This window comes from Frankia sp. CgKIO3 (assembly GCF_977946435.1).
Map to the genome: position 1 here is coordinate 1 of NZ_CDWTMO010000127.1, position 12405 is coordinate 12405.

Annotated in this window: 15 protein-coding genes and 2 pseudogenes; 1 reads left to right on the forward strand and 16 read right to left on the reverse strand. The window is 70.1% G+C overall.

The window, feature by feature from the left end; translation table 11 throughout:
* The 16 genes and pseudogenes from AC08OJ_RS14305 to AC08OJ_RS14380 form a co-directional block, all read right to left on the reverse strand.
* A partial coding sequence (locus tag AC08OJ_RS14305) for a hypothetical protein (protein WP_476595970.1) occupies nt 1-1274 on the reverse strand: 1274 nt, incomplete at its 3' end.
* A 325-nt stretch (nt 1275-1599) separates the two neighbouring features.
* Nucleotides 1600-1761 (reverse strand): annotated as a pseudogene (locus tag AC08OJ_RS14310) (hypothetical protein); the annotation flags it as partial.
* 9 nt (nt 1762-1770) lie between these two features.
* Entirely contained in the window at nt 1771-2154 is a 384-nt protein-coding gene (locus AC08OJ_RS14315; RefSeq protein ID WP_476595975.1) for an RNA polymerase sigma factor, read from the reverse strand.
* A gap of 266 nt (nt 2155-2420) precedes the next feature.
* Nucleotides 2421-2669: a hypothetical protein gene (locus AC08OJ_RS14320; RefSeq protein ID WP_476593597.1), complete on the reverse strand. Its 249-nt coding sequence runs from the start codon at nt 2667-2669 to the stop codon at nt 2421-2423.
* Complete coding sequence (locus tag AC08OJ_RS14325) at nt 2666-3049, reverse strand: fluoride efflux transporter FluC (protein ID WP_476595971.1); 384 nt, start codon at nt 3047-3049, stop codon at nt 2666-2668. The genes AC08OJ_RS14320 and AC08OJ_RS14325 overlap by 4 nt, the downstream gene beginning before the upstream one ends.
* A complete protein-coding gene (locus AC08OJ_RS14330) occupies nt 3046-3390 on the reverse strand; it encodes a DUF190 domain-containing protein (protein WP_476593595.1) in 345 nt (114 codons plus the stop codon). Before AC08OJ_RS14330 ends, AC08OJ_RS14325 begins: the two co-directional genes overlap by 4 nt.
* On the reverse strand, nt 3390-3911 hold the full coding sequence (locus AC08OJ_RS14335; protein ID WP_476593594.1) for a FluC/FEX family fluoride channel: 522 nt from the start codon (nt 3909-3911) through the stop codon (nt 3390-3392). Before AC08OJ_RS14335 ends, AC08OJ_RS14330 begins: the two co-directional genes overlap by 1 nt.
* Before the next feature lie 123 nt (nt 3912-4034).
* The gene (locus AC08OJ_RS14340; protein WP_476593593.1) at nt 4035-4562 is read right to left on the reverse strand and encodes an ArsI/CadI family heavy metal resistance metalloenzyme; all 528 of its coding nucleotides are present in this window, start codon (nt 4560-4562) and stop codon (nt 4035-4037) included.
* 332 nt (nt 4563-4894) lie between these two features.
* Nucleotides 4895-5494, reverse strand: coding sequence for an alpha/beta hydrolase (locus AC08OJ_RS14345; RefSeq protein ID WP_476593592.1), 600 nt, complete (start codon nt 5492-5494; stop codon nt 4895-4897).
* 5 nt (nt 5495-5499) lie between these two features.
* Nucleotides 5500-6123 (reverse strand): alpha/beta fold hydrolase, encoded by a 624-nt coding sequence (locus AC08OJ_RS14350; RefSeq protein WP_476595972.1) that lies wholly within the window; start codon nt 6121-6123, stop codon nt 5500-5502.
* 21 nt (nt 6124-6144) lie between these two features.
* Nucleotides 6145-6315, reverse strand: coding sequence for a hypothetical protein (locus tag AC08OJ_RS14355; protein ID WP_476595973.1), 171 nt, complete (start codon nt 6313-6315; stop codon nt 6145-6147).
* Between the two features lie 603 nt (nt 6316-6918).
* Nucleotides 6919-7299, reverse strand: a complete 381-nt coding sequence (locus tag AC08OJ_RS14360; protein ID WP_476593590.1) for a PIN domain-containing protein — start codon at nt 7297-7299, stop codon at nt 6919-6921.
* Nucleotides 7296-7553 (reverse strand): hypothetical protein, encoded by a 258-nt coding sequence (locus AC08OJ_RS14365; RefSeq protein WP_476593589.1) that lies wholly within the window; start codon nt 7551-7553, stop codon nt 7296-7298. The genes AC08OJ_RS14360 and AC08OJ_RS14365 overlap by 4 nt, the downstream gene beginning before the upstream one ends.
* Before the next feature lie 146 nt (nt 7554-7699).
* A pseudogene (locus AC08OJ_RS14370) lies at nt 7700-8359 on the reverse strand (IS66 family transposase); the annotation flags it as partial.
* A 578-nt stretch (nt 8360-8937) separates the two neighbouring features.
* On the reverse strand, nt 8938-9711 hold the full coding sequence (locus AC08OJ_RS14375; RefSeq protein ID WP_476593588.1) for an SDR family NAD(P)-dependent oxidoreductase: 774 nt from the start codon (nt 9709-9711) through the stop codon (nt 8938-8940).
* Between the two features lie 11 nt (nt 9712-9722).
* A complete protein-coding gene (locus AC08OJ_RS14380) occupies nt 9723-10730 on the reverse strand; it encodes a class II aldolase/adducin family protein (RefSeq protein ID WP_476593587.1) in 1008 nt (335 codons plus the stop codon).
* Nucleotides 10731-11391: 661 nt separating this feature from the next.
* On the opposite strand from AC08OJ_RS14380, the gene AC08OJ_RS14385 reads away from it, so the two are divergent.
* On the forward strand, nt 11392-12405 hold a 1014-nt coding region (locus AC08OJ_RS14385), incomplete at its 3' end, for a hypothetical protein (protein WP_476595974.1).

Sequence of the window (12405 nt, forward strand, 5' to 3'; positions counted from 1 at the left end):
GTGGGGCTGGCGCGCACGGCGCGAAGCTCCGCGGTCAGTTCGTCGGCCTGGCGTTCGGCGCGTTCGGCGCGGGCCCGGGCCTCGGCGCGGGCCTCGCCGATCACAGTGAGACGTTCGGCGGCGGCCTGACGTTCGCCGGCCAGGCGGGCCTCGCTCTCGGAGCGGACGCGGTCGAGTTCGGCCGCCGCCTCGGCACGCACCCGCTCAGCCTCGGCGGCCGCGGCCGCGCGGACCTGGTCGAGCTGCGCCGCCGCCTCGGCGTGGATCCGGGTGATCTCGGTGTCGGCGGCGGCGCGGCCGCGGGCGGCCTCGGCGCGTTCGCGGCGGATGTCCTCGCGCAGGGCGTCGCGTTCGGCGCGTAGCTCGGTGAGGGTGTGCGCGTCGCGTTCGGCGGCGCGCCGGGCCTCCTCCAGCCGCGTTGAGGCCTGCTCCCGGGCGGCGACGGCCTCGTCGATGCGCCGTGCGGCCTCGGCGCGGGCCGCCTCGAGCTGGTCCCGCGCCGCCCGGTGGGCCGCCTTGACCTCGGTGGCGGCACGGGCGGTGGCGGTCTGGACCTGCGCGTCGGCGTCGGCGCGGGCCGCCTCGGCGGCGTCGTTGGCCGCGCGGACCGTCTCGGCGGAGTGCTCGACCACCTGCCGCCTGGCCGCCTCGGCGGCGGCCAGGCGCGTCTCGGCGCCCTCCAGCGCGCTCACCGCCTCGCCCGCGACGGCCTCGGCCTCGGCGCGGGCCGCCTCGGCGGCGCGGGCCCGCTGCTCGGCGCGCACGGCACGGGCCACCGCCTCGGCGACCCGTTCGGCGGCTTCGGCTTCGGCCGCCTCGACGGCCGCCTCGGCGGCGGTGACGTCGCCGAGGGCGGACATCTGCCGGGTGAAGGCGTCGAGGGTGCGGGTCAGCTCGGCGGCGAGGGCGCGCGCCTGAGCGGCGAGGTCCTCGGCGTGCAGCCGACCGGCCGCCAGCGGCCGGGTGGCGGCGTCGGCCCGGGCTGCGGGCGTGCCGGCGGAGTCCGCACTGCCACGCCCGGCGAGCTCACGGCGGCGGCGGTAGGCCGCGAGCCGGTTGTGCGCCGGGTCGTCGCAGTACGCCGGCGGGCGCCCCGGGCCCTCGGCGGGGGCGGCGGGCCGGGTGCATCCCGGGAAGGCGCAGCGCGGCGCCGTCGCGGCGCGGGCCGCCGCATCCTCGGGCCCGGCCGCATCCTCGGACGGCGCCGGGTGCCCGGACGGGGGCGCGCCGCCGCCGTCCGGGCACCCGGCGTCACGGGGACGCGGTGGCCGCATCGGCCCCACCGGTTCAGGCGGCTCCCCACGTTGGTGAGGCGGTCGTGGTACCCGAGACATGACCCATCCCCTCCACTTACGTATCATCGAAAGCGATGAAACGTTTGGAAAACCGTTATACCACGGAACGGAACGTTTCAGGGGAGCGTGCGGCAGGTCGCGTTCTGACGCCCGATAAGGAAAGCTTATCGGGCGTCAGAAAATGATCATCCTGGGATGGTTCCCTGTGACTGGCCCCGGTAGGTGGCCGGGTTCCAGCCGCACTTCTTGGCAGGGGTACGAGCTGGGAACGGGCCGCCGTGGCGGAAGCCGGGGAAATCCCAGATCAGACATCTCGCACCACCTTCTGAGCAGGCCGGTCCTTCCCCGCCATCATCTCAGCGGGAACCCCGGGCATGTCCGCCGTAGCCCGAACCTTCCGCAGTCGCACGCGGGCCCGCGCCAACCGCGACCGCACCGTCCCCACCGGAACACCGAGAGCAACCGCGGCCTCCGCCTAGGTCAGGCCCTCCATCGCCACCAACACGACGGCCTCCCTCGTACCGCGATCCAGCACCATGAGCTCGGCGAGGATCCCCCGCATCCGCCGCTCGTCATCAAGCCGCGCCACGACATCATCGGCATGATCCGGCTCCGCACGGTCGGGCGGCAGCCGATACAGCGCCGCGTCGTACCGCCGGGCAGCCCGCCGCTGGTTACGCATCACGTTCGTCGCCACCCCGAGCAGCCACGGCCGCAGCGACCCCGACACCATCACCACGTCACCCCGCCGCCGCCACGCCTCCAGGAAGACCACCGACGTCGCGTCCTCCGCCGCACTCCACGACCCGAGACGGTGGAAGCAGTAGGAGTAGACGGCACCCGCATGCCTACGGAACAGCCGGCCGAACGCCGCCCCACCCCCTGCCCAGCCCGCGCCAAGAGGGCCTCGTCCGACTCGGACTCACTCGTCATCGTTGCCCCATGCCGCGTAATGTCCGCACCGCACCGTCCAGTTCCCGAGGCCGGCGGACGTACCTGGTTCTGCTCTGAGCTTCGGGGAAGTCTGAGCTTCGAAGAAAGCAGCGTCCCGTGACGATCAGATACAGGGTTCCCGGGAGTAACCGCCGAAAATCCAACGATTAGCGTTAGCGTCGTTGTGCCTGGTCAGGGGCGGATGCGCCGGCTGCCGGCGAGGAGCGCCAGCGCCGCGGCCTCACCCACCCCGGTGACGACACCGACCACGACCGCCGACGCGCCGAGGGACGCCAGCAGCGGCCCGGTGACCGACCGGGCGCCTTCGTAGACGACGTCCGCCAGCATGCTGACCACGCCGAAGACCAGGACAAACCGCCACGGCCGTAGCCTGGCCGCGGCGGCGGGCGCTGTGCTCGTGCCGTGCGCCGGTCGGATCACCCCCACACCGCCCGCGCCAGGGCCGCGCCGAGAGCGGCGGCGCCGAACGCGGCGAGCACACTGCCGGCGACGTTGGCCGCGGCCAGCAGCCGGGCGCCGTCCTCGGCCAGCCGCAGCGTTTCGTAGGAGAACGTCGAGTAGGTGCTCAACGCCCCGCACAGCCCGGTCCCCACCAGCGACACCACCTGCTCCGAGGCCACCCACGCCGGCGCCGCGCCCGCGGCGCCGGCGACCAGGCCGAGGAGCAGACTGGCCGTGACGTTGACGGTGAACGTGCCCCAGGGAAAGACCGTGCCGGGCCGGGCCTGCACCGCCCGGTCGGTCAGATAGCGCAGCGGCGCGCCGGCCGCGGCCCCGGCGATCACCAGCAGCCAGTTCACCGACTCGCCTCCCGGCCGACGTAGCGGATCACTTCGACCTCGTCGAGGATGACCAGCCCCTCGGTGACGAGTTCATCGAGCTGCGGGAGGAAGGCCCGTATCCGTTGCTCGTCATCGACGATGACCACCGCCATCGGCAGGTCCTCGCTCAGCGACAGCAACCGGGCGGTGTGCACGATCGAGGAGGCGCCGAACCCCTCCACGCCCCGGAACACACTCGCCCCGGCCAGCCCGGCGCGGTGCGCCCGGTGCACGATCTCGCTGGCCAGCGGCCGGTGATGCCACACGTCGCTCTCCCCGACGAACACCGTCAGCCGCAACGCCCGGCCGCTCAACCTCATCACGCCCGCCTTCCCGCGACCCGCCGCGTCGTCGCCACGAACCATCGCATCGCCGTCGCCGCCGCCCACACCGCGCCCAGCGCGGCGAGGACGCTCAGCGCCAGGTACGCCAGCGCCAGCCCGGCCCGCCCGCCGTCCACCAGCCGCTGCGCGTCGAGCGCGTACGTGGAGAAGGTGGTGAACCCGCCCAGCACCCCGGTGCCCAGGAACGGGCGGACCAGCGGATGCCCCGTCCGCACGTCGGTGATCAGCACCATCAGCACACCGATCGCCGCGCAACCGGCCGTGTTCACCGCCCAGGTGGTCCACGGGAACGTGCCCGGCATCGTCGGCCACACCAGCGACGCCCCGTAGCGGGCACATGCCCCCACCGCCCCACCAGCCGATATCACCGCCAGCAGCGGGACCGGGACCGGCGCGTGACGAAGCTGCCGGCGCCGCACCGGGACAGGCCCATCACCATCAGGGCTGGTGCCATCGGGGTCGGTCGGTGCACCGACCGTCTGCTCGGCGTCGTCCACGCCCGCTCCCTACCTGCGCGACAGCCGGGCATGACTTGTCACGGTAGGGACCGTTGGCGGCGCACTGCCGCGATTCGGGTCCGGCGGGCCCCACCGCCGCGCGGTGACCGGAAGCCGCCGCCGTCACACCATACCGGTTCGGTTCACCGCTACCGGTTCACCTGTCACCGTCGTCACCGTGGGAGCGCACACCGGCCCACAGTCACACGCCGACCCGGGACCGCCCCCGGCCCCCGGTTCCACGGTGCGCAGCTGCGGGCCCGCGCCCTCGGCGATGTCGGCGAGCACCGTGTAGATCTCCCACGGCGCACCGTCCGGATCATCCACCCACACATTGTCCTGCAGCGCGTAGCAGCAGGCGGTGTTCTCCTCCACCGCCGTCACCAGCCCCGCCTCCCGCAGCCGGGCCGCCGCGGCGGACACCTCCTGCGAGGTCTCGATCTCCACCCCGAGATGGTTCAAGGCCCCCGCCACCCCCGCGCCGCGGGCGTCCGGGTTCTCGATCAGCACCAGCTTCAACGGCGGCACGTCGACCGCGAAGTTCGCGTACCCCGCCCGCCGCTTCGCCGGCCCGACCCCGAACAGCGTCGTGTAGAATTCCACCGCCGCGTCCACGTCCGAGACGTTCAACGCCAACTGCACCCTGGCCATCCAGCCCACCCCTTACATCGACACTCATCTATGTTCTTGCGGGTCGAGGATGACCGCAAACATAGACGTCTGTCAATGGCTGGGGCATGCTGGCGGCACGGCGACCGCCTCCCCACCGGCGGGTCTCCCGGTCGTCGACCCGGTCATCGCCCCCGCGGCGGACGGCCCGCCCGGTCTCGCCGGGACGATCTCCGCGTGCCGCGCCCCGCTGGGCGCCAACCGGGGCCGGCGACCGGTACGCCGGGCCCGCGCATCGGCGAAGTCGTCGCCTTTCTGGATAATCCTCAAAGTGAGCCTGAATCGCGAAGACTCTGAATTGTGAGGACCGAGACTCAAGAACCCGCCGATGTCGGGACGTCAGGGCAGATCGTACCGCGCTTCGGGAGTATCAGGTCGACCAGGTAACGCTCGACGGCCCGGCGGACGCAGACACTGTCCTGAAAGTAGGCGGTGTGGGTGTAGGAGCGCCAGGTCAACAGCACGCTGTTGGCGAGTTGACGGGCGAGGGACACAGCCCCGGAGTAGGGCGTCGCCGGGTCGCCGGTGCTGCCGACGAGGAGAATCGGCGGAGCGCCGGTGGCGTGGAACGACCCGGTGTAGCGGGAGGCAGCCTTAACCGGCCAGACCACACAGGCAAGGGCACCGAGAGCAGAAATCAGGCCGAAATGGGGGCTCTCGCGGTTGAGTTCGTCAGAAAGTCGTTGGTAGGCGCCCACGGTCGGGAAGACCTTGTCGGTGCAGGTGATGGCCGTATGCGAGGCATCGGAGCTGGTGGAGGTGCTGTGCGGCAAGGGGAGGATGGCCCCGATCGGGTCCTGCGCTGCGAAGGAGAGCAGCTCGAAGCCGTCGTTGTTGTCGTCGGCCAGTGCCAATGCTCCCGCGAGCCGCGGCCACTTGGCATGGGAGTACAGCGCGGACCGAACCCCTATCATGGCGGTCACCCAAGCGTGCGGGCGGCGCCGGTGTCCTTACCGCCGGCCGGGATCGGCTTCTCGGTGAGCCGTTCGACCAGGCGGTCGAAGGCGCCGGCCCGGTCGCCGTGACCGAAGCCACAGTTGGGCCGAGCCTTGCAATCGGCGAGGAATGCGCCTAGCGCGGTCTCGAAGCCCTGAGCCATTCGGCGTAGGTCCTCCTGCGGTTGGTTCATCCACACGTTCGGATCTTCTACGCCGTCCAGCACCAGCGCCCGGATCCGGGTCGGGAACATGCTGGCGTAGGTGGCGCCCAGCACGGTGCCGTAGGATCCCCCGTAAGAGGTGAGCTTGTCCTCGCCGAGCGCGGCTCGCAGCAGATCGAGATCCCGGGCCGCGGCCTCGGTCGACAGGTACGGCAGTTCAGCGCCGCTGAACCGTACGCAGCCCTGCGCCCACTGACGCCTGTCGTCAACCAGCTCCTTGTACACGTCGTCATCCTCACTCCCAGCGCGGGAAGCGCGGGAGTGGATCGCGAACGGGGAGGCGGCGGCTAGCGGATCATTATCCTGCCCGCTGCTGCAACGGACCGGCGCGCTCCCACCGACACCCCGCTGGTCGAACCCGACGATGTCGAAACGGTCGCGCAATGACGCGCCGAAGAAGCCCAGTCAGTCGCGGATGAACCCGACTCCCGACTGGCCCGGCCCACCGGCCAGCATTACCAGCGAGCCGATCAGCCGGTGTGGCTGGCGGGCCGGAGCACGGATCAACGCCAGGTTGACCGTGCCTGCGGCAGGCCTGGCGTGGTCCAACGGAACGGGCAGAGCCGCGCACTCCAACCCATTCTCACACGATTTCCAGGTTAGCTTTGTCCGGGTGGCAGCAGCGGCGGACGCGGACAAACCCGACCCTGATATTCCGGTCAGCAGCGGCAGGCTCACCGCAAGCACGGCAGCAAGGAATGGGATACGGGCTGATCGGGACTGGCGCATCTGGCCTCCACTCTCCGGTTCGGTCGAGTGCGTGGCGCTTGCGTCCACCTGCCAGCATGAGCATGAATATAGGCCTCGTTACTCTCCTCGGCAGTGCTGGACTGCTCCGACTGCCCAGCCACATACAGGCGGAACGCGTATCGCATCATCACCAGGGCGAACCTTCCGGCCACGCGGAACTGGACGGTGCTTTGCCCGGCCACCACCATAGTCCGCGCCGTGATTTCCCGAGACGTCCATCCAGGAACTCGCCCTCACCCGGCCGGGTGGCGTCAGCGAGCTTTGCCGCAGGACATGTCGCGCAGCCCGTATCCGAGGTAGGTGAGCGAGCGTCTGCCGAACCCTCCCGGCTCCCCTTTCCGTTTTCTCGCCGTGACGGCGGCAGCCACGACCCGCCCGCAGGCGCCAAGACGGGTGTTGGCTGCGGTGGAGCCGCCGGGCCGGACCAACTCACGGGCTGAGATCCAACAGACGCACCGGCTGGCCCGCCCACCGATCCGGCACCGCCGTCGCGATCATCGCACCCTCGGGACGCTCCGAGGTGGGCTCGGCCGCGTACAGGACGTGCGCCGGCGCCCAGCAGGTACCGCGGGCCACCGCGCGCGCGGCCGCCAGGTCCAACTCCACGATGGTCACCGCAGGCAGCGCGGCGATGTGCTCGGCGGTTCCCGGCCGGGCCCGGTCCGCCTCCACCAGCGCACACGCCGGGGCATACAGAAAATGACCCGGCACGGTGTGAGCGCGCTGGATCAATCGGGACGCCAGCACGTTGCCGTAGCCGGCCGAGACCATCGCCGTCTCGTCCAGCACCACATGCAGCGCGTCGCTCACCGCCCCAACGCCCGCGCCAGCCGACGGTTCAGCTCGGCATCGGCCTGCGCGGCTTCTTCCTCCGTCGGGTCGTAGCCGCTCCACTCCCGCAGCACCGCCCGAGCCCGCTCGGCGCGCTCCGCACGTTCCGCCGGCGTCAGCAGCGTGCTCGCCAACCGCGACAGATACGCCCGCAACGACAACCCCTCCGCCGCCGCCACCTCCGCCAACCGATCCCGCGCCTCCGCCGGAATCCGCACATTCGCATCCGCCATGGACAGCCTCCTTTCACCCACCCAGCAGGATACGGGTACGTTCTCGTACCCGTACCGGATCCCGGCTACCTGGTAGCGGCGGCCAGCCAGATCAGGGTCGCAGAACTGCCGTAAGTAGTCGGAAGTTGGGTGTGGGCATGCTGCCGGGCGGCGTCACCGTGGGTGGCGTAGAGCGCGCCGATCCGCTCGCGCCACTGGCGGGCCCAGATCCCGAGCTGGGCGGGGTTGCCGTCCCCGGCCCGCAGGAAGTAGCGGCGGACGTGGACCCAGCGGAACAGGTTGACGATCCCGTCCGCCTTGCGGCCGGCGGAGGCGTAGACGGTGTAGAAGTCCGAGGAGATCACCAGCCGGCGCGGGCCGCCGGCGCCGTCGAGCTGGCCGGCGGTCTCGCTGATCCCGACATGGCCGGCGAGCACCGCCGCCGACCAGGTCGGGTCCATCACGAAGCACACCGAGTCCGGGCCGAGGAAGACCCACAGCCACCAGCGCGCCGAGGTGTCCTGGCCGTCGGGGGTGAACACCCGCCAGGTCGTCTCGTCGGCGTGCAGGTGCCACGACCCACGCGACCGTTCGACGATCTTCTCGGCGAGGGGGGTGAGCAGGCCGCCGACCTGGGCGCACACCCCCGTCAGCGTCGCCGGCGAGATCCGGGCGCCCTGGCGGGCCAGGCCGGTGACCAGCGAGTTCTGCGACCGGCCCGCGACATAGCGCTCCACGAGCAGCATCGCGAGGAACCGGTTCGTGAACAGCTCTTTGCCGATCGCCTTCGACGGGCCAGGCGCGGTCACCGTCACCGGCCCGCCGCAGCCCCCGTAGCCGTCACGCACCGCAGCAAACCATCCCGACAAGCCGGAGATCACCCAACACGGCCAGCGAACCACACACAGCCAACACTGATGAGACCCCGGCACCGATCAACCACAAGACTTCCGACTACTTACGAACTGCCAGCCCGGCCAGCATTTTCGCTTGCGGATATGCAAGCGAGACGCTTGCTGCGCTGGTTTAGGACGCTCCCTCCCGCGACGAAGGAACGATTCATGCGGGAGCAGCACGTGTTCTGGGGTATGTACCGCCACTGCATTCCGATCGAGAACGCCGTCAAGCTGTAGGAGTTCATCGAGACCGGGCAGCTCGACCTTCGCACTGGCGTGCTGGACGTGAGCCGATCAGGCTACGGCTTCGCGGTCACGCATGCCCTGCCGGGGGCCGGATCCGGATCGACCATTTCGACCACATCGTCGATGCGACCGGAACCGGATTTGACGTCGCCAAGGCGCATTCGCCCCTGCTTCGGGACCTGCTCCGATCGGGCAGCGCGGCGGCACACCCGCCGGGCTGCTGGATCGAACTCTCGGCCGCGCCAGGGCGGTGGAACCCACCGTCAGGTAGCGGAAAAGCCTCCGTCCACGAACAGCGTCTGGCCGGTAAGGTAGACGGCGGCGGGGCCGGCCAAGAACACAGCGGCGCCCACCAGGTCCGACAACTCGCCGTTTCGCCCCAGCATTGTTCGATTGGCCATTGCCGTCGCCCGCTCCGGATCGTTGAAGACGGTCTTGGTAAGCGGTGTCCGGACGAATCCCGGAGCGATCGCGTTGCAGCACACACCGCGTTTCGACCAAGCCTCGGCCTGAAACCTAGTCAGTGCTGCGACACCGGCTTTGGACACCCCGTACGCGCCGCTGTTGCCGAACGCGCTGATCGACTGCTGCGACGCCAGATTAATGATCCTTCCCCAGCCGCGCTCCGCCATTCCTGGGCCGTACCGACGGCCCAGGAGGAAGGGCGCGTCGAGATTCACCGCCATCGTCAGGTCCCACTCCTCGTCGGTCAGACCGCCGAAGGGCGGTCTGATGTTCACGCCTGCCGAGGTGACGAGGATGTCGGGCTCCCCGAACGGTTCGGCCGCCTGATCGGCCGCCTTGCTCAGCTCGGCGCGATCGGCCAGATCGCACCGGATGCCTGCGGCGGCGCCGCCAGCATCGCGGAGTTCCTCCACTACGGACTCCAGGGCGTCGGCACGGCGGCCGAGCGCGACCACCCGCGCGCCGGCACGGCCAAGCGCGAGGGCAATGCCGCGGCCGATACCGGAGCGACCTCCGGTATCGGCCGCGGTGCGCTCCCGCAGCGAGAAGAGTTCGACCAGGAAATCCGCCACCAGTGCTCCCTTCACGCAGCTCCGCGCTCGAGCGCAGAGATCGAGCGGTCGCCCAGGCTGCTGGCGATCCGCCGACTCTCCTGTTTGTCCAACGCCAGCCCGCTGTACTCATCATCATAGGAAATTCGATCATGGAAGTACAACGCGTTCTGCTGGCACATCTCGAGGCGACCGTTGATCAGGGCCGTGAGAGCGGTGGTGTAGGGCATGTGGGTGTGCAGGACGACTCGAGCGCGCGATCCAAGTTCGTGCAACACGCCATGGATGTGGTACGCCGTTCTTTCGACTCGGCCTGAGTTCAGGTCATCAGTGTTCCGAAGATCACATAGAACCAGGGAGGTCGCCGTTACCTCGGGCCAGTGCCAGTCGCAGGGGTTCACCAGGAAGAGTTTGTCCTCGACTTCACTGTCCTCAGCCGTGACGGCCATCGAGAAGTGATTGTCCACTCCTTCCTGTAGTCCCCCGGGCCACCCGGCCGCCAAGGCGGACCACAGCAACCGCAGAACCTCGGCCGGGAACCCCGCCGTAGGTAGTCCCAGTGCCGCCGCGATTTCGACCAGCCCGTTGGTCGCCAGCGTGGGGTTCTCCGCGTTGAGCCACCACACGATCTGGTATCCGGCGGCGCGTCTGTGAGCGTACTCGACTGCGAGCTGGGTCTTGCCCACACCTCCCATTCCTCGCAGCGGCACAACAGCGATTGCCTCCGCGTCGGGTTGACGCAGGCGGCTGTCCAATCGGCCCGGAAAGGTGACCGGTGAACCGGACCCACGTAAGCCCGCCGACACTCCGTCGAGAAGCCGGCGGCGAGCGTCGTCCTCTTCCAACCCGAGCAGCTCGATCCGGGTCGGCGGCGCGTACAGCTCAGGGATCGAGCAGTCAGCCACGACCACCGGAACGACGCGGCCCGGATGGTCGCTCGCGAACGCCGCGGTGTGCTCGGTTTGGGAAAGGCGCTGGGCGAAGTAGGCGTCGGTGTAGACGGCCACTACCCGCTCAGCCAGCGGTGACGAGAAAAGCATGCCGGTCGGGTCCAGTACGGCCCGGCGCCGCCACTGGCGGGACGGATATGGCTGCCGACCCAATCTATCCCGCGGCCTGGCTCATGCGGCGGGTGAGTTCGTCGGCGTCGATGCAGTGGCGTGGGTGGGCGTAGTACTTGCCGGCCTGGTCGGTGAGTACCTCGATGCCCTCGCTGATGCCCTCGCTGCGGAGGAGCTCGGCGGCCTCGTCGGGGCTGCCCGCCTGCCGACGCCCGGCGGTGGGCCGAGGCCGAACTCCTCACGACGACCTCGGACCACTGCGGGTCGTCCGTGCGGGTGGCTCCCGACCCTGCCTGGCGACACGCCGGTCGTCGGCCGACTTTCCGGCGACTTTCCGGGGCCCTGACCTGGCGGTGCACCCTGGAAGTCGACACAGCAACAACAGATGTTATCGGGTGTATGGCTAGTTAATTTTGGGGATGTTTTATCGTCTGCCCTGATCCCCCGACAAGTGCCGTAACTTCGCATGTCAATAGAGACATTCGGGAGTACACAGCAATGTGCGTCGCAACCCCGCACCACCACCGGCGACGGTCTTTCTCCAGATGGTGTCGCAACCGTCCACCGGTACTGTCGCTACCCGGTGGAATAGCGACAGTGAGCGCTGGATCTCCTGCCCACCAGGAAAAATAGGGCCGCGGTGACCGGGAACCCGAAGGATCAGGGCGGTCGCTGGCCTGTCATCGACAACGGAGTCTCCCGCGACCACCGGTGTCTTCTGCTGTTCTTCCACCTCCTGCACGCCCTCTACCAGGTGCCGTGGAAGTCCTGCTGTTCGCTGCCGGTGAGCGACCCCGGTCACGACGCCGAGAAAAAGAAGATCGAGGGGCGGTTCACAGGGAAAACGAAACTCGACTGGGACCAGATCGTCTGCTATCTGAACAAGCTTCCGGAGCCCGACCGGGAATCCGCGACGCTTACGGCTTTCTGCCTGTTCAAGCGGTGGTGCGAAGGGTCACGGGCCGGGCGGACCACGCTGGCGAAGGAGGAGGCGAGCCGCGCGTTGGAGGCCGCCGAGGCCGCGACCGCGGACCGGGACTGGCCCGCGGTCGCCTGGCTGTTGGCGATCCCCGTCGCCGGCATGCCGGTGACCACCACCTCGCCGATCGCGATGGTGCCGGCAGCCGCGGCCGACCCGCTGGTTGCGACAGCCGAGGTTTCGGTGGCCCCCACACGGGCCACACGAGCGGCCCACGTTCCCCGAGCGGACCTGGAGGAGGTGGAACGCCAGCTCGCCGCCGCCCTGGAGCGGGCCCGACAGGACGGCGAGCGAGCCGAGGCTGCGGACCAGCGGGTGGAGGAAGCCGACCGGGTACGCGGCGACCTACGCGCCCGCCTGATCGAGCTCGGCGCCCGGTGTCAGCAGGCCGAAGAGGACCGCGACGCCGCGCTGGCCACCGCCGCCGCCGCGCTCGCCAGCGCCGACGCAGCCGACGCCGACGCGACCGAGGCTCGCGCTCTCGCCGCGGCGGCCAGCGTCGCCCAAGCCGAGGAGCGTGAACGGGAAGCCGAGGCTCGCTGGGTCGAGACGACAACGCTCCTCACGGTTACCGAGGATCGGGCGGTCGAAGCCGAGCGGCTGGTCGAGCATCTGCGCCGGCGGGAAGCCCACCTCACCGCCCGCTGTCGCCCTCCTCGAGGAACAGGCCGCCGC